General features: G+C 61.0%; 15 protein-coding genes and 1 tRNA gene. 4 read left to right on the top strand and 12 right to left on the bottom strand.

All coding sequences use genetic code 11. The features are described from left to right. The first annotated feature begins 231 nt into the window (after positions 1-231). A complete protein-coding gene (locus tag ACAty_RS02590; RefSeq protein WP_038471551.1) occupies positions 232-3,009 on the top strand; it encodes a PilZ domain-containing protein in 2,778 nt (925 codons plus the stop codon). 78 nt (positions 3,010-3,087) lie between these two features. Here ACAty_RS02590 and bcsZ read toward each other — a convergent pair whose 3' ends face one another. The 6 genes from bcsZ to ACAty_RS02620 all read right to left on the bottom strand — a co-directional run bounded on the left by bcsZ (position 3,088) and on the right by ACAty_RS02620 (position 11,133). Next, on the bottom strand, positions 3,088-4,194 hold the full coding sequence (bcsZ, locus tag ACAty_RS02595; protein ID WP_004870661.1) for a cellulose synthase complex periplasmic endoglucanase BcsZ: 1,107 nt from the start codon (positions 4,192-4,194) through the stop codon (positions 3,088-3,090). Between the two features lie 34 nt (positions 4,195-4,228). Then, a complete protein-coding gene (gene bcsS / locus ACAty_RS02600) occupies positions 4,229-4,954 on the bottom strand; it encodes a cellulose biosynthesis protein BcsS (RefSeq protein ID WP_004870663.1) in 726 nt (241 codons plus the stop codon). A gap of 16 nt (positions 4,955-4,970) precedes the next feature. Then, positions 4,971-7,508 (bottom strand): cellulose biosynthesis cyclic di-GMP-binding regulatory protein BcsB, encoded by a 2,538-nt coding sequence (locus tag ACAty_RS02605; protein WP_004870664.1) that lies wholly within the window; start codon positions 7,506-7,508, stop codon positions 4,971-4,973. Then, the gene (gene bcsA, locus ACAty_RS02610; RefSeq protein ID WP_169737308.1) at positions 7,505-9,760 is read right to left on the bottom strand and encodes a UDP-forming cellulose synthase catalytic subunit; all 2,256 of its coding nucleotides are present in this window, start codon (positions 9,758-9,760) and stop codon (positions 7,505-7,507) included. Before bcsA ends, ACAty_RS02605 begins: the two co-directional genes overlap by 4 nt. A 236-nt stretch (positions 9,761-9,996) precedes the next feature. Further along, positions 9,997-10,072: transfer RNA gene (locus tag ACAty_RS02615), tRNA-Arg, on the bottom strand. A 53-nt stretch (positions 10,073-10,125) separates the two neighbouring features. Further along, entirely contained in the window at positions 10,126-11,133 is a 1,008-nt protein-coding gene (locus ACAty_RS02620; RefSeq protein ID WP_004870667.1) for a sodium:calcium antiporter, read from the bottom strand. Positions 11,134-11,207: 74 nt separating this feature from the next. Here ACAty_RS02620 and ACAty_RS02625 point away from each other — a divergent pair, with 74 nt between their 5' ends. Both ACAty_RS02625 and ACAty_RS02630 read left to right on the top strand, forming a co-directional pair. Next, a complete protein-coding gene (locus ACAty_RS02625; protein ID WP_004870668.1) occupies positions 11,208-11,927 on the top strand; it encodes an MBL fold metallo-hydrolase in 720 nt (239 codons plus the stop codon). A gap of 79 nt (positions 11,928-12,006) precedes the next feature. Continuing rightward, complete coding sequence (locus ACAty_RS02630) at positions 12,007-13,845, top strand: DEAD/DEAH box helicase (RefSeq protein WP_038471554.1); 1,839 nt, start codon at positions 12,007-12,009, stop codon at positions 13,843-13,845. A gap of 159 nt (positions 13,846-14,004) precedes the next feature. Here ACAty_RS02630 and ACAty_RS02635 read toward each other — a convergent pair whose 3' ends face one another. Next, the gene (locus tag ACAty_RS02635) at positions 14,005-14,208 is read right to left on the bottom strand and encodes a cold-shock protein (protein WP_014002322.1); all 204 of its coding nucleotides are present in this window, start codon (positions 14,206-14,208) and stop codon (positions 14,005-14,007) included. A 333-nt stretch (positions 14,209-14,541) separates the two neighbouring features. Here ACAty_RS02635 and ACAty_RS02640 point away from each other — a divergent pair, with 333 nt between their 5' ends. After that, positions 14,542-15,609, top strand: a complete 1,068-nt coding sequence (locus tag ACAty_RS02640) for a transporter (protein ID WP_038471557.1) — start codon at positions 14,542-14,544, stop codon at positions 15,607-15,609. Between the two features lie 81 nt (positions 15,610-15,690). On the opposite strand, the gene ACAty_RS02645 is transcribed toward ACAty_RS02640, so the two are convergent. From ACAty_RS02645 to ACAty_RS14800, 5 genes are all read right to left on the bottom strand, one after another. Continuing rightward, on the bottom strand, positions 15,691-17,142 hold the full coding sequence (locus tag ACAty_RS02645; protein ID WP_004867981.1) for a hypothetical protein: 1,452 nt from the start codon (positions 17,140-17,142) through the stop codon (positions 15,691-15,693). Continuing rightward, positions 17,139-18,422, bottom strand: coding sequence for a glycosyltransferase family 2 protein (locus tag ACAty_RS02650; RefSeq protein WP_238323809.1), 1,284 nt, complete (start codon positions 18,420-18,422; stop codon positions 17,139-17,141). Before ACAty_RS02650 ends, ACAty_RS02645 begins: the two co-directional genes overlap by 4 nt. A 260-nt stretch (positions 18,423-18,682) precedes the next feature. After that, on the bottom strand, positions 18,683-19,375 hold the full coding sequence (locus ACAty_RS02655; RefSeq protein WP_141738584.1) for a hypothetical protein: 693 nt from the start codon (positions 19,373-19,375) through the stop codon (positions 18,683-18,685). Between the two features lie 87 nt (positions 19,376-19,462). Then, entirely contained in the window at positions 19,463-20,173 is a 711-nt protein-coding gene (locus ACAty_RS02660; protein ID WP_004867971.1) for a C39 family peptidase, read from the bottom strand. Positions 20,174-20,238: 65 nt separating this feature from the next. Further along, entirely contained in the window at positions 20,239-21,570 is a 1,332-nt protein-coding gene (locus ACAty_RS14800; protein WP_004867968.1) for a hypothetical protein, read from the bottom strand. Positions 21,571-21,586: the final 16 nt, after the last annotated feature.

The following is a 21,586-nucleotide window of genomic DNA, read 5'->3' on the forward strand; positions in this document are numbered from 1 at the left end:
AGCACCCTCAACCGCCCCCTTCGGGGGCGGTTTTCTTTTGTCGATCCCGCTCATTCGGGCTACATCGGCTGGAGTCGTGACTGGTGCTGGGTTATATTGTTTGTCATCTTTTTTGCTGCTCATCGCCGTGGGGAGGCCATGTTCTGCGGTCGTAACCTAGTGGTCCGCGCAAGGATCGACGAGTACAGCCCGTCGCTTCCCCATTTGTGGGGTAGAGTCAGTCCCTAGCCCATGGCGGAAAACCCTCGATTTCAGCCGCTGCGGGATTTTTTGCCGAGCCGCTCCGGTTTGCACTTGGTGGACTTCCAGAATGTGTTTCTCGGTGATACCGAAAAATACTCGGCCCGTGAACCGCTGGATCTGTGTCGGGACGTTCCCGCCGATACCATTCTATTTTCCGCAGATCCCGACGACGATGGCCGTGGTTACCTTTTTACCCGCTGCGAGGATAGCGGCCTTTTCTTCCTGCCGATGCAGGAGCTTTCGGATGCCATGGAAGGCCAGGCTCTGGCCTTCATTGATGGCCACACCCATATTTCTACCTTTTTCGCAGAGATTCTGGGCGGTGGCGGGAGCCTCGTGCATACGACTTTGCCGCACCTGGTGTATTGGCGAAAAAAACGTTTCCGCGCCCGCTTGCCCCTGGACCAGCGTATGGTTCTGGGACGCCGCGATGGCAAGCGCACGCCCACGCGCCTCATCAACTTCAGCACGGGTGGCGTCGGTTTTCTCACGGATATCGGGGATCTCCAGCCCGGCGAACTGGTCCTGATGGTCCTGGACCTGGCTGCCTGCGGCTCCTGGGAGGTTCTCGGTGTCATCGTTCGTACCGAACCCAATCTCGATGCGCAGTACCGTTTCTACGCCGCTGCACGTTTTCAGTTGTTACGCGCGCAGTACGGTGAACTGGAACGCATCTACCGCTGCCTCAGCGGCGCCGAAACGGCGCCTTCCAGGGGGGTAGAGGCACCTGCTGCGTACGCGGAGCAGTTCCCGAGGGTGTCACCAGAACCGTCCATTGCGCCCAACGTGCAGCCACCTGCGGACAATGTCGCAGCAGAGGTCCGCGAACTACCCATCCCAATGGCTAGCACGGACCAAGGAACGTCCCCTCCAACGGATTTGGTGCCGCCAAGCCCGACTTTGTCTGCCGACCATGGATCCACAGCGGAAGCCATACAGGAATCGGCTTCGACCGCTACCCCGGGTCATGCCTTGGACCCGGAAGAGGAACTTCAGAGCGGCGCACCGCCGCTCACGCTCCGTGCACGCCTGGCAATGCAGGGGGTATACCAGGTGAATTATTCCGCCTCGGTGACGGCTACAAAGGAACCTGCGGAAACCCTGGAACCGCAGCAACTCCCGGAATTATCCTTGCATTCCGACAGCGCTCTGCCACCATCTGCAGAGCCAGAGCCAGAGCCAGAGCCAGAGCCAGAGCCAGAGCCAGAGCCAGAGCCAGAGCCAGAGCCAGAGCCAGAGCCAGAGCCAGAGCCAGAGCCAGAGCCAGAGCCAGAGCCAGAGCCAGAGCCAGAGCCCATACCGCGACAGGCAGGAGCGGAGAGTTCCGTGCTGCCGCTGAAGGACGTGGGTGTACAATGGACGGGGAATGCCGGCCCGGCACCCGCACCAACGCTTATCGAACTCCCGGACGATCACGACAGCAGCGAGGAAGGCATGAGCGAGACAGAACAGAACGGATCACAGCAGAACGTGGCCATGGGACCGGAGGGGATGGATCGATCCCCGGAACAACCGGATTTCTCTCACGTAGGGACGCAAGCCACCCACCAGGGCTCAGCCGCTGCGACGGCCGTGCCCTCGCCGATGATCGCACAGGGCGGCGTGCTCGCGGCGGAGCTTGCCGAGGCGCTCGTCCTCAAGGGCACTCTGCAGTCGCGGGCACTCAGCCGCCGGGCAGCACTCGCCGACTTTGACCAGGCAGCTTCTCTGCTGCACCGGGCAACGGAGTCGTCGGCGACACCCAGCCCACTGTCCATCCAGAACAGCCTGGTGCAGCTGCATCTTGCCGCAGCGCGCACCCTGTTTGATCTGGGTCGGCTGGATGAGGCCGAGACCCGGCTGAACCAGTCCCTGGCGATTCTGGACGGTCCGAACGGCGCTGCGCTTTCCGATCTTCCGCAATGGCGGAAGCATCGTGCCGAGACCCTGGTTCTACGCGCGCGGTTGCAGAGCGAGTCCCACCCCGAGGCGGCTGCAGAGGATTTTCGGGCCGCCATCTCCATCTACGCCGATCTTGCCGCAGATCTGGGTGACGAATGTGGTCCGGCATTGCGCCTGCGCTGGTCCGAAGCAGAGATCGCACTGGCGCAGCTTTATCTCGATCTGAATCAGACTGCCGCCGCTTTGCAATCGGTGACGGCGGCGCAGACTGCACTGGCACTGGACCGACTGGAACCGGATTCCCGCGACTTACCCGACTGGCGCATGCAGGAACTTTTGATCGACCTGCGTCGCTGCCAGATCGAACTGCGGCAGGGGATGGCCCGCTCGGCGCTGGATGCCCTGCGGCAGATGGCCGGACGGTTGGAGCAACTCCAAGAGAGCGGTGGGGAGCAGGCACAGGACGTTTGCCTGGTGGAATTGCGGGCCGACTACGCAGTGGCTGTGGCGCAGGCCACCGATCTCCTTGGCCATTCCGGTGAGTCTCAGACCGTTCTCGGTGATGCGCTATCTACTTTGGACGACCTGCAAAGACGGCATGGGGAGGATGTTGGGCCGTGGCTTCGGCGCAGTCTGGCCCGGATATACTATCGCCGGGCCATTGTCGAGTTCGGCCGCAACCAGTTGCAGGCGGCGCAGGAGGCGTGTTCCCGCGGTCTTGCCGCCCTCGAAGATCTCGCGCGCAACGACGCTTTTGCCCGGCTCACGGGCCTGCTTCGCGATCTAGCCGAAAGCCACATTCTGCTGGCAAAGATTCACGCGGCTCGCGGCGCTCACGAGCTGGCCATGGAGTCCTTGAATCGAGCCCTGGTCTTGCAGCAGTGAGGCGGTTTTGTGACCGGACCCGCGCCTTCGGTTAAAGCCGGAGACGGTGCTGGCGGCTGAATGGGTGAGCGGCGTGCTTCAGGGTTTGGCCCAGAAAACCCATAGCGTGCCGTCCGCATGGAAACGGTATAGCCCATCCATGTAGCCCAGAGCGAAAAGGGCAAGGGCGTTGTCGTAGTAGTGTGGCCCAAAACGGTTCTCCGAGGGGTTCCAGGCGGCGTAGATCCGGTCGGACAGGCGCTCTCGTGCCGAGGTGTCGCCAAGCTGGCGCAGGTAGGGCAAGAGCGCGGCGGCGAAGCCCGGCGGGCCATGGCCCGAGGTCTTCCCGTCGAGGGTATCGACCTGTTCGGGTACGGGGGCACCTTTTTCCACGAGCATTGCCATGCCCCTGAGGGCGTGGAGTATGGCCAGGTTCACGGCATCCCGCGCGCTCATTCCCGCCCACAGGTAGCAACGGATGGCGTTATAACTTCCTTCAGGGCCCTGGGGGGCGACCGCAAAGCCTCCGTGATTGCGAAGCACGAACCAGTCGGGCGCGAAACCATGCGGGTCGGCAAAGGTAAAAAGACGCGGTAGACCACCGTAGATGGCCGACCATGGTCCCGCCCGATCCCAATGGGCAAGTCCAGCCAGGACAAAGGGGGGAAGATAACTCGGGTTGACGACGAATCCATCGTCCACGCGCCAATAGGGGCCGTCTCCCGGCGTGAGGACGGGCCCCCACCCGTTCAGGTGGACGACTTCGTGCCGCTCTATCTGCCGCAGCAGTCCTTGGGCAATCGTGGCATAATGCGGGTCGTGCCAGAGTGAGGCCGCCGAGAGCAGCGTGTATGCCAGCCACAGATCGGCGTCGCTGGCCGATTCCGAGCTCAGTGGACCCCAATGACCATCCGCGGCGCGTCCCCAGCGCCAGATGGGCAGGTGCCGAGATAAATCTCCGCGAGCCAGGTTGTTCTGGGTCCACTGGAGAATCCGCTGGAACAGTACGCGGTCATTGGCCACCAGGGCAAAGAAGAGACCATAGGCCTGTCCCTCGGAAGTCGTGATGCCGCCGTCCAGAGGATCGATGACACGACCCTGGGTATCCATGAAATGGTTTTGGAATCCGTGCCAGAGATTCGTCCACGTGGGTGGTCCGGCGCGGGCGTCCATGCTGCAGGACAGGAGCAGCAGGCCGATCAGCACGACTCGTCGTATCACCGCCGGCGTGCGCGGGTGATCAAAAGCTCTTGCTGAAAGACAGTCCAGCGTAGCCACTGTTGGCAAGGCCAGATTGGAAACTCACTCCGCCGGCTAGTCCCAGTTGCCAGCCGGAAAAAGGCCCGATTTGCGCAAACAGGCCAACCTGGTGGATCCGATAATTCGGACCACCCTGAATGATCCCCTCCGGGCCGAGTTCGAGGCTTGGGCCAAGGCGCCATTTCCCGCGCCAATCCGTCCAAAAAGACGCTTGGCCGAAGCTGTAGCTGTCTATTCCCGCCACGGACCACCGCCGGCTCAGGCGGAAATCCCACTGCAATTGTGGGGTGAAGGTCCAGACCGCGCCCTGAGGTTTGGGGCGCGCGGCTCCAACCACCGAACTGGGTTGGGCGTTGAAATTGGCGTAGCCCACGGCGCCAGACAGGCTCCAACCCAGGTTTCCGAGGACGCTGGCGTAACCGATACCTAGGTTGCCGCCAGGCGCCTGGGTCGTGACATCCTGGGCAGGGAAGCCCGTGGTGTAGCGATAGCGAAGGTAACTGACAAAACCCGAGACGTACCATCCTTGGCCCAGACGGGCGCCGGGCAGGGGTTGAATGCCGCCGAGGTAACTATAGCTGCTGTAGGCTCCCCACTGCGTGCCGCCCAGCAAGAGGGTGTCGGAACCTGCCTGGGCGAGACCGGGCACAGCCCAGAAAGCAGCGAGGACGAGGGCAAGGCGGGGGGCCGAGCGGGGCGTTGGCATGAAACAGGACTCCTCATCAGCTCCAGTAGGGGTAGGGTGCTGCGTCCCGGGCTTCTGTGCGGCGCCGGGGATACACGCGTCGATATCGCGGATCCTCGACGGCGGCGTGCCAGCCTCCAGAGGCCGCGCGGGTACGGAAAGTCTGTTGGTAGAGTAGGGCCGTCGAGCAGGTTGGTGCCCCACTGCCGCGCACATCCGTTAAAGGTTCAGATACCGGAATCGCTTGGCTCTGCGCGGAAGGCGCAGTAGTGAGCGGGGGTGTCTGTAGGGAGCGTACGTTTTCTGCTGCCAGCGGCTCGGCCTCTGCCATTTCTGCGCGTTGACGCCGCCGCGCGTACTGACGTAACGCAGAGCGTGAGGCCAGGACGAAAAGCAGGCCGAAGAACAGCAGCACGGCAAGACTGATCCAGGGGTGCCGGGAGACCCAAAGGGCAAGACCGCCGCGTACGCCAAAGGTGCGGAATGGGGTCTCGCTCAGACCCAGGGTAAAGATGCGGTCGCTGCCGACGCGCCACCAGGCCAGGTTGCCCTTGAGTTGGGCCCACGGGCCGTACTGAACCAGAGTCTGGGTCGCCTGCTGGAGCTTTTGCGGATCCCCTGCGGTGAGCAGCACGCGGGTCTTGGCTCCCGTCCGCCAAATGCGCAAGAAGGCTAGGTCACCATTATCCTCCGCATCCCAGTGTATGCGGGCGTGCGCTCTTCGGGCGGGCACCGGTTCTTGCAAAAACGCCAGCAAGCTGTGCTCGGGATGGACGCTGGCCACCTCAGGCTCCTCCTGAAACAAGGCGTCACGACCACCGGGGATCCGGTCCCAGGCCCCCTTTCCCTGGAGCGTTCCGACGTAAATGTCTGCAGTGGGCAAGGGTTTCGACTGGGCAACGAAGCGTGCCGGCAGCGGGCGCCCCGCCGCCTGGGCGAGCTTGCCCAGCAGGGTCATGGCTGCGGAGACATTGGCGGCACGCAGGCTCGAGCCCTGCACGGTCAGCTGCTGGCCTTGCCCATTGAAGGGATAGGCAGCCTGGGCGAGGGGAGCGAGATCTGGCTGGCGCGCCCGCAGTCCACCCCCCATCCACTGGAAGACGGAATCGCCGTAGACGGTGACCCAGAGATTGCCCAAGAAGAAGGGCCGACAGTCGCCACCATTGCTCTGAGGTACGAGCACGGGTTCCAGGTGGATGGCGTTCCAACCCGGATGCAGGATGGTAGGCGGAAGGGTGACGGTATAATCGCTGTAACGCCCCCCCTGGGGGTTGTTCAACGGGATGGAATCCAGGGCGTTGCCGTTGACCACGACGTTGAGTGCCGATTGCGGCGACATGCCCGCAGCGTAGGCCAAGTGCAGACGCAACTGTGCCTTGCGCTGCCAGCCACCATTCCAGAGGCGCAAATCGAAGGATGCTGGATCGTAGCCCGTACGCGTCTGGGTCGTAAAACCGAGGTCACTAAGGGCGAAGGCATCGTCGGAGAACTCCGCCACCCCCTTCGGCGGTAGTAAGTTCTTGCCGGGCGGAAAGCGGACATCGTGCACACTGGCCTGCGTCAGCGGTGGCCAGAGAACGGCGGGATCGGCGAAGGCGTGAGCGAGCTCCACCAGGGGCTTCCCTTGCCCTACAAGGGCCACACCCACGTGGTGCGGGTGGCCTGGCCAGCGCAGGATACGCAACGCCGGCACGTCGGTGGATACCCGTACCTGCGCCGAGCGCAGCAGCGGCTCCAGCGTGTTCGGGTTACCCACGAACAAGGCCGTTTGCATGGTCGTTGCCGGCTCCTGCAACCATGCCTGCAGGTGTTCTGCGCTGAAGCTCTGCGCACGCACGTCCACGGGAAGATACTGGTAGCGCAGTGCCGCACCTTCCACGGCCAGGACTGTGGCCTCCCAGTACCCAGGATGGTTGTCATCGGTATAGAAGAGCCGAAGGTGCCCATTAGCCGTCGTCTGCGCTGGGTCAAAGATCTGGCCGAGATCGGAGAGATTCGGCTGCCATACCGTCGGTGTCAGTTTCAGGGTCAGACTCGAGTCCTTCAATTGGACCTGACTCCAGATCTGTGGTGCGATGGGGTGCTCGCAACGCAAGGTGTAGTGCTGTGCAGCGCGTAACTCGATCGTATTGAATCCTGAATGAAATAACGTCCCATCCAAAGCCAGCTTCTGGAAAATGGGACCTCGGTTACCCGCGAGGGAAAACTGGCCGGCGACCTGTCCGTTGACGAGGACTACCATCCAGGATTGCGCGTTCAGCGCTGCTGAGGGGGTTACGTGGAGCTGCAGGTCGGCTCCCACGACCTTCTGTCCGTATCCCAGAGGCACTGGGATGTCCAGGTGCGTATCGGTGTAGCGCAGTGTCGCCTCTGCGCGCCCCCCGAGAAAGTAGGCGAGGGAATGCCGCACGGTCTGACCAGTTTGCGCAGCATCGGCAACCTCGGCCGCTGGCGCCTTGCCCGCAGTGCTGGGGCTCTCGGCAGCAAGCAGGAAAGATGGCTGGACGGCCAAACCGAGGCCCAGGAGCAGTACCAGTATGTGCAGCAGAGTGCCCCGTCTTCCCCGAAGATTCACGTGAGTTCCTTTGTCTTGCCATGGCGGAGCGTTCTGCCCATCGCGCCGTATGCCAAATCCCAGAGGTTTCGCAGTTGCCACCACAGGTTTTTCGATCCCTCGATCACGGCAAGTACGGCAATGTGTGCCAAAGCTCCCAGAATACTCTTTCCCTGGTGACGGCGGTCCAGGTTTTCCTGCAGTCGAGCGCTGTCGCCAAAGGCGAGATCGACGGCGTAGCGCTCATCTTGAATGTTGGCAAACCGGTATGCTAGGCCGAGATGCAGGTGTTGCTTGCGGGGTCCCCACTGCCGATTTTCGATCCGTGCCTGGAGCACCTTGCCGTCGGCAAACCGGAGGGTAACGATGGCAGCTTGGTGAAAAAGGTCCAGGGCCCGCCGGCGCGTTGCTGCGTCCAGCTCCGAAAAGCCAATGTCGACGCCGATACCCAAGCGAGAACCGTCACTGGCACGGGCCCGAAAGGGACGACCTTCCACCCACAGCACCAGTTCCTCGTCGAGCCACGCTCGCGGTTCGCTGCGTCGTTGTGGCTTTTCATAGAGGACACCAAGAGCCGCAAGGAGAAAGAGGAGGTCCAGCGTCGCCCAGATCATGACAAAGGCAATCGCGCCGTGCATGGAGGGACTGGCTTGCCAGCGCCAAACCCCGGCCACGAGGCTCGCCGTCGTGATCGCCAGCAAAAGATAAAAGGGCCGGGATAAGGAAGAAATGAAATGGCTGTCCAGACGTTCACCCTTGGGCGTGACCTGGAAGGAGGGCGAGCGCGGGCGCCTCAAGACCCGGAAGATCCCCTGGGTGACATAGATACTTTGGATGGTCTCGTACACCTGCGAGATGAAAGGCCAACGCACCTCGCGATAGTAGAATTGGGTGCTCACCAGGGAGGCCAGATAGTAGGGACCAGCGTAGGCCAGCAGTTGGCCGGCGGTGGTATCGCAGAGGTCGAGTCCGAAAATGAGATAGGCCGGCGGGGCGAAAAAGAGCAGGAGCCGGGCTACGGCAAAACCCCAGTAGGTCGCAAAATTCGTATACAGGAGCCGCTGCACGAAGTGCAGATTCTTCTGTAGCCACGGATTTTTCAGGAGAAATATCTGCAGCATGCCCTGACCCCAGCGTACCCGCTGGACGATGAGACCGGAATAGGTCTCGGGCTGCAGCCCAGAGACCATGGGACGGTTGAGGTAGGCCGTGCGATAGCCAAGACCAATGGCATCGAGGGTGGTTTCGGCATCCTCCGTAATGGTCTGGCCAGCAATGCCGCCGACCCGGTCCAGAGCTTCTCGCCGCAGCACGGCAGCGGAACCACAGAAGAAGGAAGTCCCCCAGAAGTCTAGGCCAGGCTGCATGACGGTATAGAACAGCTCGTTTTCGGCGGGGGTCTCCCGAAAGATCTTGAGGTTTCGCTCGACGGGGTCTGGCGTGACAAAGTTGTGGGGTGTCTGGAGCAGAAAAAGTTTGGGATCGTTCCGGAAGAAAGGTACCGTATTCACCAGGAAGTCGCGTGTGGGAATGTGATCGCAGTCGAGCACCAGAACCAGGGTGCCGCTGGTTTTGGTCAGGGCATGGTTGAGGTTCCCCGCCTTGGCGTGCTCGTTGCGGGCGCGGGTGAGGTAGCGGGCGCCCAGTTCCGCCGCCATGTCCTGGAGTTCGCGGGCGCGGCGGTGCGCCGCGGCGGCTTTGACGGGATCCTTGTCCTTGCATTTCTGTTCCGTACCACCGTCGTCCAGGATCCAGACGGTAAAGCGATCTTTGGGGTAGAGCATCTGCGTTGCCGCCAAGATGGTGGGCCGCAGAACCGAAGGATCCTCGTTGTAGGTGGGTACGAAGACGTCCACCGTCGGCAGGGCGGGGTCTGCCAGATCGCAGGGCAAGGGCGTCCGCTGCAAGGGTTGCGCGTTGATGAAATGGCCAAAGACAAAGGTAACGAAGCCGTAGATTTCCACGGCAAACAGAAGCAGTCCAGCGAGGCTGGAAGCTAGACCGTAGCCAAAAGGAAGCGTCTCGGTGGCACGCCAGTAGAAATAACGCAGGGCCAGGGCAAGACTAGTGAACACCAGGAAAAGGCGCAGCCAGGGAAGCAGTACCGAATCCTTGGGCAGGCGAAGCCGCCAGAAGTAGCTGAGAGACAGGGCTCCCAGCAGGGCAAAAGCGATGGTGGTCTGACCCTCCTCCGAAAGAGGAAGGCTGACGAAGATGGCAAGAGGAAGCAGGCTCAGCAGCCACCAGAAGCCGGAAGGCCAAGCACTTGCCAAGGTCTGCTGGGCGGACCCCAAATCCCTACCCACCGGCGTCAAGACGACATCGGCTTGCCAAGGTGGGAATCCGTTGCACCTCGTCCCAACGGATACCGGCACTGCGCCAACCCCATGTCTGCCCGTATCTCAACCATCGCTCCCGTCGGTTATCGCTGATGATGTAATTGGCGGTCCTACCCGCCGGTACGAGGACCCTGTGCCAGCCGCGCAGAGCACTGGGTGCATCGAGTCAATGGTGCCCCGAACAGGAATCGAACCTGTGACCTACCGCTTAGGAGGCGGTTGCTCTATCCACTGAGCTACCGAGGCCTGGGGCAAAGTCTATCCGAATTTTCATGGCCATAGAAAGGGTTTGGGAAGGTTTACACCGTCAGCACGGCGAACACCGCGTAAAGTAGGCCAAAGATCAGAAATTGCCGAGGGCGCAAGGCCTGTCCACGGCCGATGAGCCAGGCAAGATATAGCGCTGCCATCAGGGTCACGGTGACGCTGACGATGACCTGGCTCGAAGGACGCCAGTCCGTCAGGGCTATGCCCAAAGCCGGTAGGAGCGATCCCTGAAAGACCATGGCGCCGGTGATGTTGGCAAAAGCCAGCGTGTCCTTGCCGCGCCGTATCCAGAGGATACTGTTGATTTTCTCCGGGAGCTCCGTGGCCAGTGGGACGATGAGCATGGATAGGACCAGGGCAGAGATCCCGAGCCAGTGGGATAGATGCTCGACGCCGCGCACGAAGAGTTCCGCACCGAAAACGATAGCCGCCAGACCCACGGCGAGTTGGAGAAGGATGCTGGGCAGTCGTTCTCCCAGCCTGAGGCGCTGCAGGTAAAGGGGCGCGCCGGCTTCGGTGTCGTGGCCGCAAGCGACGAGGGCAGCGGAGGCACGGACGGTCTGGAGGACGTAGAGGAAGTAACAGACAACGAGAACCAGGGCGACGCCAAGGCGCAGTAGACTCCAGTGGGCCGGCAGGAACAGCGTTCCGACACCCAGGCCGAAGCAGAGGATGAACCACGAACTGTCCCGCCGGAGACCGCTTTTTTCGGGCTGCAATGTGCCGCTCCAGCCTCGCTTACCGGCAGCGAACAGGGCCATGAGAAAGAGTGCGAGGGTGGACAGCATCAGCGGCGCGCCGAGAATCGCCCCGACGCCCACATCGGACCCCAGGGCGACGTTACCGCTGGCCGCACCAGCGAGGATGGCAACGACGGGGACCATGGTCTCGGGCAAGGCCGTGCCCACGGCGGCGAAGACGGAGCCCGTGACCCCCTCAGATATGCCCATGCGTTCGCCGAGATGCTCCAGGGCGTTGGTAAAAAGTTCTGCCCCCACGAGGATGACCAGCAGCGCTGCCAGCAATAATACAAAGTCCAAGGAACGCTCCCAAAGCTGTATGTGGTAAGGATGCTTATGGACGCATCATTGCCGATCCAAGGAAGCAAGGCAATATGCAACGTGCGTGTCGCGATCGTTCCCTTGCGGCGCGCATCGCGGCGTCTGCCATTTTACGCTATGCTGCACGGAGTGATGGCAAGGCAGGACTGGGCATGCTGGAGCTCTGTAGCTTCTTCGATCGCAAGATTTTCTACCTCGAGGGAGGTAGCGAGACGCCTGCCGTCTTCTACATTGCAGACCGCGATGCCGGTGGCGTTCTCATCAATGCCCCGCGCCACGATCCGAATTTGCTGGCGCGGTTGGAGCAGTTGGCGCCCTTAAAGGTGCTCTTTTTGCCGAGTCGCTTTGGTGCGCAGGATGTGGACGCCTGGCGAGCTGCGGGAGCGCGCCTGGTGGCCCAGCCGGCGGAGGCGCGTAGCCTCGGCATCGAGTTGGACGTGCCCCTCGACAGCAAGCTGCGCCTGACGCGCACCATCGACTTCCTGCCCATGGCCGGGCGCACCGCCGGGAGTTGCGCTCTGCGCCTGCGCAACAAGCCCGGAGTCGTCTTCTTTGGACCAATCCTCGAAAATGACGAGCCCGATGCCTGGCCCACGCTCGTGCCGCACGACGACGATCAGTCCTGGGAAAATCGCCTGTTTGGCAGTCTCGGACTGCAGGATATCGCCTTTGAGTACGCCTTCACCGACCGTTTCCAGCCCCATCGCAGCCCCTTCGGTCCCGGTGCCGATCGGGCCATTGGCGCACGACTGGCACAGCTGCTGGAAGACTAGTTGCGCGGCCGCGCTGCATTTTTGGGCGTAGATCGCGTATAGTGCGGACCGGATTCCTCCCTAGGGACAGGTGTTTTTCATGGGTACCGAGACTGCGCTGAGTTTTTCCGATTTTGCCTTGGCCGAGCCCCTGCAGCGGGCAGTGCGAGAGATTGGCTACGAGCAACCCTCTCCCATCCAGGCGCAGAGCATTCCGCCGCTCCTGGCTGGGCGCGATGTCATCGGCCTTGCCCAGACCGGCACCGGCAAGACTGCCGCCTTTGCGCTGCCGCTCCTCAGCCGGGTGGATCTGTCCCTGCGCTTCCCTCAGATTCTGGTGCTGGCCCCCACGCGCGAGCTGGCCATCCAGGTTGCCGAGGCCATGCAGAGCTACGCCAAGTTTCTGCCCGGTTTTCACGTCCTGCCCATCTACGGCGGTCAGTCCATGGGTCTGCAGCTCAAGCAGCTGCAGCGCGGAGTGCAGGTGGTCGTGGGCACACCCGGGCGTATTCAGGACCATCTGCGCCGTGAGACTTTGAAGCTCGATCGCCTGCAGGCGGTGGTTCTCGATGAGGCCGACGAAATGTTGCGCATGGGCTTCATCGACGCCGTGGAGGAGATCCTCAAACACACGCCGACGCAGCGCCAGGTGGCCCTTTTTTCGGCCACCATGCCCGAGGCCATCCGCCGCATCGCCCGTACCTACCTGCGCGACCCTCTGGAAATCCGCATCAAGAGTACCACCAGCACCGTGGCAGCCATTCGCCAGCGCTACTGGCTGGTGAGCGGTACCCACAAGCTCGATGCCCTTACCCGTATTCTCGAGGTGGAGGACAGCAACGCCTGGATCATTTTTGTGCGGACCAAAACCGCCACGGTAGAGCTGGCGGAACGCCTCGAGGCGCGCGGTTATGCCTGCGGTGCCCTCAATGGCGACATGACCCAGGCCATGCGCGAGCAGACCATCGAGCGGGTCAAATCCGGTAGCCTCGATATCGTCGTCGCCACCGATGTGGCCGCCCGCGGACTGGATGTGGAGCGGATCACCCACGTCATCAACTACGATATTCCCAACGATACGGAAGCCTACGTCCACCGCATCGGACGCACGGGGCGTGCCGGGCGCAAGGGTGAAGCCATTCTCTTCGTGGCGCCGCGCGAGCGTTACCTCTTGAAGGCCATCGAAAGGGCCACGGGCCAGCCCATCGAGCCCATGCATCTGCCGAGTCTGGAGGACGTGGCGGATCGGCGCACGAGCCAGTTCAAGGAACAACTGACCACCGTCCTGGAAACGGAAGACCTGGATCGCTTCGCGTCCCTGGTGGCGGAATACCAGAGCGAGCAGGAGGTATCCTTGGAGCGCATTGCCGCCGCCCTCGCTTTTCTGGCCCAGCGCGACAGGCCGCTGGTGCCCGATGCGCCGCCCGCCGTACCGAGTCTCGACAAGGCCCCTGGCCCGCGTGGTGCGCGTCGCCTGGAAGAGCGCAAGGAAAGGGCACCCAGAGAGCGGGCTGCGGCGGGAGAAAACCGTCCAGACGATACGCCCATGATCCTCTATCGCCTTGCCGTGGGGGAGAGCCATGGGGCGCAGGTCAAGAACATCGTCGGCGCCATTGCCAATGAATCGGGACTGCCCAGTCGCCTGATCCGCAAGGTCCAGGTACACGACGATTACAGCACGGTTGAGCTACCGGCGGACTTGGATCGCGGTATTCTGGAGCACTTGCAGAAGGTCTGGGTGGCGGGACGTCCTCTGCAGATTGCCGTCGTCGGTACGGCGGAGCGGGCACGGACCTCGTCGACCAGGCGCAGCGTTAGCCCAAAGGCCGATGCAAGACCCGTGTTGTCGGTGCGCAAGAGCACCCCTGAAGATGGCAGGACGGACGGCAGGGAGGTCAAAAAACCTTCGCGGCGCAAGCAGGAGCGGGACAAGCGCTGAGACCTGGCAAGGGCGACTGTGATGGCAGGCGGGGAGCGTCGTGTGGCGGGCTAAGGACAAATAAAAACCGGCCAGCCAAAGCACAACCGGTAAAGCAACTGCAGTTCCAACTGTGTTCCCCTGAGGGGGAGGGCGGCAAGCGCCGCCCTGCACGGATTCTTAGGCCCGGCGTACCTTCTCAGCCTGCAGACCCTTGGGGCCGCGGGTCACTTCAAAACTCACCCGCTCACCCTCGGCGAGGGTCTTGAACCCAGTGCCCTCGATGGCGGAGTGATGCACGAAGACATCTTCCTTGCCATCTTCCGGCGTGATGAACCCAAACCCCTTGCTGTCATTGAACCACTTCACTGTACCAACCGCCATGTTACACCCCAGATAATCAAAGATGGCCGAACTGGCCATGGACAAGCATGGCACAGCGAGCCCGGCGAAGCAAGGAAATGTCTGCATTCACCACGCTCCGGCGCAGCGATCCTAGACACCCGCCGCCATCTGCAGTCGTGCGATGCTGCGGTCCACATCGCGCGTGTACCGTCTACCACTTTTACATCGGGATTGACGCGCGCAACTCAGGATTTTGCCTCCTGGTAGCGGCTTGGCCTATCGCTGCCATCGGGACGTGAAGGCAAAACCACTATGTGCTGCCTATGCTGCCTGTGCTATCCTCGCGCGAGGATCATAAAGGAGAAATTGCACATGCTTACGTCTCGCAAGCAGCAACTGGGAGTGTTGCTGATATCTTCGTCGCTGATGATCTGGACTCAGGCCTACGCCGATGACGGCACAACCCTCAAGGCGCCGCCGGAGTCGGCCAGCAAGAAGGCCATCCTGCAACAGAATACGGATTTTTTCTATAACAAGATTACCCTGCAATCCAGTGCGTCTTACGCCTATTCCGATTCCAATACCATCAACCTCAACGGCTTCCTGGCCCTGGGAGCGATCTTTCTCGGTAATATCAACGTCTCCAAAGTCAAATCGAGTATCTATACCTTTACGGAATCTGCTTATTATCCCATCAACAATCGCCTGCAGTTGGTGCTGAACGTTCCCATCGTCTACCGCCAGAGTACCTACGAGATCGGCGGTGTGAACTTTGCCTCGAATACTCAGAGCGAGGCGACGGTCACCTCGGGTGGTCCCCGCCTGGGCGACGTCAGTTTTGGTGGATATTACCAACTCCTCAACGAGAGCAAGCACTGGCCGAGCCTCACCGCGAGCCTGTTGGTCACCGCTCCGAGTGGTGTCAGCCCGTACGGTATCAAGGTCTATCAGCCGGATCCGAACAACACCAATCTGCAGGTACCCACCAAACTACCCACGGGTAATGGCGTCTGGACCATCACTCCGGGGCTCTCTTTCGTCTCCACCTCGGACCCGGCCATTTTCTTTGGCAGTATCAACTACTATTACAACCTGCAGAAAACCTTTTCCGATATCAGCACACAGCAGGGTGTGGTGCAACCGGGCCAGGTGCGTCTGGGTAACGCCTTTCAGTACAGCCTGGGTGTGGCCTACGCCCTCAACGACCGTCTGAGTATCAGCACTTCTTTTGCGGATCGTATCCAGGACCAAACCGAAGTGCGTGCGCTGGGAGGAGCTTTCACCCCCATCGTCGGCAGCGGTGCCAATGTGGCCGTCGCTAATTTTGGTCTCACCTACGCCTTTACCCAGAATACTTCCTTGATCATGAACCTGGGCATTGGACTAACCAGCAGTGCTCCCAATTTTCAGTTGACGGCGACCATCCCCTATAACCTGTGACCCGCCTCGCGCAACGGTGGTGCTCCGAGCGTATGGCGGGGCACCGCCGTCGCACGCATTCCATCCTGTCGGGGAGCGGGCCTAGAAGGGGATGGACAGATTGGCCTCGATGTAGCTTCGGTGATATCCCGGGCCGCCGCCGTAGGCGTTGGCGATCTGGCTGTAGCCACCCGTCAGACTCACGGCGCAGTACGGTGCGACCAGGCCACTCAGGGTGCCGAAGAAATCGCGGACGCCGGAGGTGGTACCGTCTATGGTTTGGGAGCCGAAGCCAGAGTAGAAGCGCAGTGTCCAGTAGGGCGAAAATTTCTGCACGTAAACCAGATAGCCGATGGCCTCGCGGTAGTTACGCGGATTGAAATAGCCGTCGTACGGGACCACGCCGCTATGGTACTGACGATAGTAGCCTTGGATACCCAGACTCACCGGCCAGCGCCCGAGGCTCAGGAACTCGGGCGTCGCTTTGATGACGACGCCGTCGCGCTGATTGCCATCGGAGAAGGCCTGATGAAAATAATCGGCCCCGACGGTACCGACATTCCGTAGCCGATAAAATCCGCCTGCATCTACAGTGTTCACCAGGATATGGTTCTGAACCGCCGTAAAGGTGCGGATGGGCTGACGATCCACGCCAAGATTCAGGCCCCAGCTGTCCGCCGGCGTGTAATAGAGTTGGGAGTCCACCGTCCCATAGGTCCAGTGTCCCGATGTGCCGATACCGGCGTTGACGCTGTATTGCCAATTGCGATTCAGCGTGCTGCTCCAGCCGCCGCGGATCGCGCTCAGGCCGACTTGTCCCGCCGTATCCGTGATCTGCGTCTGCTGATAGCCCAGTTGCCAGAAGGTTGGATTCAACTGGGGATCGCTCAACAGCTTGCCGGGCCAGAGGACGTCCGCAGAGTAGATCTGATTGATGTTGTGGTCGATATCGCTGCTGTAGTGGATACCCACGTTTACCTTGGGGGCAAGGCCATACTGCACATAGCTGTGGGCGTAGCGATAGAGTGCCTTGAGCCAGTCGGGGCCGGGATACGCGCCATCCGGCGCCGCGTCTTTGAGATCCTCTGCGCCCAGCACATTCCAGCCCAAAAGGTTGGCGGCAATGGCAGCCTGCAGCGCGGCTTCGTGACTGATATTGCGGTAGGGTGCGGCGGTATCGTAGGCCTCGCGCGGTCGTCCCACACCAATAAGGGCACGGGTGAGTCCGACGGCCATGGTTTTCCGGTCGGCCTCCGAGTGCGCGATGGCCAATCCTTTGCGATAGCTGTACTCGGCCTGGTGCTCATTACCCAGCCACAGCGCCGCGTAGCCCTTGCCGGCGAGGGCGGCGACCCGATCGGAATCGTAGCGCGTGGGGTCGACAGCGATCTCATCCAGGGCGCGCTGGAAAGCCTTGAGGGCTTCTTGCGGGTGATTGGCATCGAGGGCAGTGCGACCCGCACGGATGGAATGGGCGGGATCCGCTGCTGCCACGGCAGTGGTCGCCATCAACAGAGCCCCCAAAAGCAATTCACGTGGGAGCCGGGTGTTCATTTGGTCCCCCAGGTCTTACCCAGACGCAGCACCTCCGAGGCGTAGCCGGCGATGGAGGCCGGACTCATCAGCAGCTGCGATAAGAATACATAGAGAAACATGCCGCGAAGGTTCTTGCGTACCTTCAGGCCACGCTCCTTGAACATGCGCCTTTGGACGATGAAGATGACGAGATTATTGAGACCAGCTAGAGGAATGAGCAAAAGCGTAATGGGCCCGGCGATGAGAAAGAAACCAAAGAGTGCGGCGATGACCCCGGGTACGAAGAACAACAGATAGCTCACGTCCAGAAAGGGGAAGAGCAGATTGACCAGGACGAATTGCAGGGTGATGCGGGGCGTCAGGAGGATTTCTGGGTGCGCGCGTAGCGCCTCGAACATTCCGCGCGCCCAGCGGCGCCGCTGGCGAAAGAGTTGGCGATAGGTTTCGGGGACATTGGTGAAGACGACCGCATTTTCGGCATAGCCGATCCGGTACCCCTTGCTCAGCATACCCCAGGACAGGACGATATCCTCGCCCACCACCGGCGCCCAGCCACCCAGCTCGAGAAGGACCGATTTCTCGTAGAGGGAAAATGCGCCCTGAGCCACCAAAGTGCCCTGATATAGGCTCTGGATGCGTTTGACGATGGCAATACCGTGGAAATAGTCCCACTCCTGCAGCCGCGTGATCCAGCTTTTGCGGGAGTTGCGCACGGCGATGGCGCCGGCGACGGCAGCGGTGTTGGAGGGATCGCAGAGGTAACGTCCCACCAGATAGCGCAGGGCGTCCTTATACAGAAAGGTGTCCGCATCCACGGTGATCACGAGATCGTGGCGGGCGTGGTGCAGGCCGGTGTTTAGGGCGCTGGCCTTGCCGCCATTGACGGGTTGGCGCACCAGCCGCAGGCGTGGATCCACCACGGCCTCTACTTGCGCCGCTGTCTGATCCTGGGAGCCATCGTCGATGACGATCACTTCCAGGTCGCCTTGGTAGGACTGGGACAGCACCGAGCGCAGGGTGTCGGTAATGGTGTGTTCCTCGTTGTAGGCGGCAATGAGTATGCTGACCGGAGGGTAGTGGGCGATTTCAGCCAGTGCCGGCCTGCGATCCAGAAGGGTGCTGAAAAACACGAAGCTCGATATGTAGCCCGGCAGAATGGCCACCCCCAGAATGATGAGGATGGTCAGGACCGGCCCGATGACGTTATCCAGATTGTCTATCCAGGGTAGGGCGATCCAGAAACTGAACAGCACCCAGAGCACTGCACCAATCTGGGCAAGCACGAACTTGATCGTCACGGGTATGTATAGGGGTGGCTTGCGTTCATGGATCTGAGTGCCACCGGGGGCCCTCCGATCGCTATCCATCGCAAGAGACCTGGAACCGGCCGGTTCTGCTGTCCAGGCGTGCGCTCCCTCTCCCAGTCGTGTAGAACTCTCGTTATTCATGATAGTAATTCCTTATATTATGACGTAACGCTTCTCCCATGCAGTGAAAGCCCCACGGGGGGCTTTCAGACGACACCTGGGATGACGCGGTATCCGCGATTACCTTGCCATCAGGGTTGTGGCACCTGCGGCATGAGCGCCGGCGCCAACTGGGCGATATTGATACTCGGGGTTTTGGCTGGGTCCACACCCAAGGTGAGCTTCATGCTATTCTGGATGGCATTGAGGTTGCTCTGTACCTGAGCCATCTGGAAAATGCCATTGCTGCCAATACCCTGCTGGATGGTGTTGGCACCATTGCCCACGAGCATGGAGAGCTGACCGGGTGCGACGGTCATGGTGACATTGCCCGTTTGGGTCGTGCCGTAGTTGCTCATGACGTTTACTCCAGCCGGGGGCGCGCTGGTGGAGGGCGCGCCCTTGATCACGTTGAGACTCATGCCGTTCTGGACGGAATTGTCGTTGCCACCGATCTGAATGGCCTGGGTTACACCCTGAATGTTCTGCAGGCCGGAGCCGTCCATGTGGCTGGCCGGATTAGCTACCTGCCCCGGTATGGTGCCCTGGGTGCTGTAGGTTATGGTGGGCATGAAGGTCGTACCGTTGCTATTGAGGGCAACGTTGAGGTTGCTGCTCATGCTCATGGGTGTTTTGCCAGCGGTACTGGTCCAGTTGGTCTGCATCTCCACCCCAAAATACACGATCTTGCCGCCGATGACGCCCTTACCCACGACCTTGGCGAGCACGGGATCCGGAACAGTAGGACCAGCGATGGGGCTTCCGGGCACCAGAGTCTGAGCCAAGGCAGCGCCAGTGGGAAGCAAACACAGACCAGTCACAACGAGAGACGATTTCCAGCTTAAAGTGTGCATGATGGCTTCCTCGATATATCAAAAGTATTTGGCGACATCGTAACCAAAATGAGCAGGTTGCAGCGGAACTTTGGGTAATTGACCATGCAAAAGGCGCATGGCACTGGGTGCTTCTACCGGGGTCAACAACACGGAGTTGGGCTCAAAGCCCTTTCCAAATACGGCAAAGACGATCTTGTTCCAATCCTTCAGGAACTGCGCCTTGGGCATGACCCGATTGCCCAGGGCGGGATCGGCCAGGTAGACGTGCTCCGGGCCGGTTTTCTCCAGTACTACAAAATGCTTATAGCCCCCAAGATCCAGCAAGACGATGACGGGGATGTGAATGTTTTCTAGTTCTGCGGGCGTTACCACATAGCCCTCGCCTTTTAGTCCGATTTTTTCCACGTAGCGTTTCAAATCCAACAAGGAAAAGCCGACTTTCTTGACCTCCTCGGGATTGCTGACGGTGAATAGTCCCTTCATCACCGACTCTTCCGTCACATCCTGGCCAAAGCCGTACTTGAGGATGGTGGCAAGGGATGCCGCGCCACAGGAAAAATCCGTGTGCTGGCGCACCACGTGGATGAAGTGCATTCCCACCATGCTGCGTATGGGAATGTTCAGCACGCCGGCACCGGGGATGACGTTGCCGAAGGGTGCTGCGAATAGGGGGGAACTCTGCAGCATCAAAGTCGCCGCAATACTGCCGGCGCCCAGGATCTGAAAAATGGTAGACCGTAATACCATGGCAGGCTCCCGTCGATCAAAACCGAAAACTGCCACCCCCGCGGGGGTGGCAGAGACCAAGTGGATTACTTGGTCGCGCTGGCGATGGCCAGGGTGTTGACCTGCTGGTTGCCGTTGCCGGTAGCCACGTTCAGGCCGATGTTGCCGGAAGCGCCGGCGAGGGCGTTACCACTGACTTCGCTGTTGTACATGGAGCCGACGGTCTCACCGCCATTGTAGTAAGCCACCTGCTGGACAGGAGCGGAGGCGTTGCCCATGGCCTTGGGCGAGGCGATGGAGGCCATGGCCAGACCGTTCTCCTGCTGGTTCTGCGCACCGGCCACCACGTTGATGGCGATGTTGCCAGAGGCATTCTGGGCGGCGTTGCCATTGACAGTCGCGCTATCCTGCACGCCGGTGTCCATGGTGCCGTTGCCAGCAGCCAGCTGGTTGGCACCGGCCGTCGCGTCGGCGTAGTCGGTGGTGCTGTTCTTGGCGTTGCTGGTGGCGCTCAGAGCGGTGTTGTTGCTCTGCTGGTTACTGTTGCCGGAGGCCATGTTGGCGCCGATGTTACCGGAGGCACCTTCCAGCGCGTTGCTGCCCAAGCCAGCCGCGTTGTTGACGTAGGACCAATTCCACCAGTAGTGGCTACCCTGGGTGGTACCATCCAGAGCCATGGTCTGGGTCGCGCTCACATTGGCCGTGGAGCCGATGGGATAGCCCTCGCTGTCGTCATTGGCCGCAGTGGCAATGGCCAGGCTGTTGCTCTGCTGGTTGCTGATGCCCGCTGCTTCATTGACGCCGATGTTGCCACTGGCATTGCTCAGGACGTTGCCGTAGAGGCCCGTCTCATTGCTGCCGCGAACCTCGTAACCGTAATTCAAGTTGCTGTGGTTGCTGTTCAGCATGGAGGTTTGCCCAGCGTTTACTCCGGCATTGGCGTAGTCGGAGTACTTGGCAGAAGACGCCGCCATGTTGTTGCCCTGCTGGTTGAAGATGCCAGAGGTCATGTTGACGCCGATGTTGCCAGAGGCACCCTGGAGGGCGTTACCGATGAAGTCAACGGCATTGGCACCGTTCATCACCTGCCAAGCATAATCCAGAATCTCAGCCTGACCGGCAGTGACGTTGGCATTGGAGGCGGCCGCGTCGTCGATGTTGGTGTTGGAGGACAGGGCGCCGGCATTGGCCTGCTGGTTCTGAGAGCCGGTGGCGATGTTGAAGCCGATGTTGCCGCTGGCGTTCTGGCCCGCATTGTCCGTGAGGACGGCATTGCCGGTGGCGTTGAACATGGAGCCTTGGTAGTTCATAGCGCTGGTCTGACCATTGCTGACACTCGCGCCAGCGAAAGCCAAGGGGGCGGCCACGAGGGCAGCGACGGCGATGGCGATGGGGCTTAACTTACGGATGCTGTTCATGGTACTCTCCTATGGT

Origin of the sequence: Acidithiobacillus caldus ATCC 51756 (assembly GCF_000175575.2) — a bacterium.
GTDB lineage: Bacteria > Pseudomonadota > Gammaproteobacteria > Acidithiobacillales > Acidithiobacillaceae > Acidithiobacillus_A > Acidithiobacillus_A caldus.

Excerpts from the sequence above, each read along its gene's own strand:
- ACAty_RS02590 (WP_038471551.1), top strand. The coding sequence starts at position 232 with ATGGCGGAAAACCCTCGATTTCAGCCGCTGCGGGATTTTTTGCCGAGC.
- bcsS (WP_004870663.1), bottom strand. The coding sequence starts at position 4,954 with ATGCCAACGCCCCGCTCGGCCCCCCGCCTTGCCCTCGTCCTCGCTGCT.
- ACAty_RS02625 (WP_004870668.1), top strand. The coding sequence starts at position 11,208 with ATGCAACGTGCGTGTCGCGATCGTTCCCTTGCGGCGCGCATCGCGGCG.
- ACAty_RS02630 (WP_038471554.1), top strand. The coding sequence starts at position 12,007 with ATGGGTACCGAGACTGCGCTGAGTTTTTCCGATTTTGCCTTGGCCGAG.
- ACAty_RS02635 (WP_014002322.1), bottom strand. The coding sequence starts at position 14,208 with ATGGCGGTTGGTACAGTGAAGTGGTTCAATGACAGCAAGGGGTTTGGG.
- ACAty_RS02640 (WP_038471557.1), top strand. The coding sequence starts at position 14,542 with ATGCTTACGTCTCGCAAGCAGCAACTGGGAGTGTTGCTGATATCTTCG.
- ACAty_RS02645 (WP_004867981.1), bottom strand. The coding sequence starts at position 17,142 with ATGAACACCCGGCTCCCACGTGAATTGCTTTTGGGGGCTCTGTTGATG.
- ACAty_RS02660 (WP_004867971.1), bottom strand. The coding sequence starts at position 20,173 with ATGGTATTACGGTCTACCATTTTTCAGATCCTGGGCGCCGGCAGTATT.
- ACAty_RS14800 (WP_004867968.1), bottom strand. The coding sequence starts at position 21,570 with ATGAACAGCATCCGTAAGTTAAGCCCCATCGCCATCGCCGTCGCTGCC.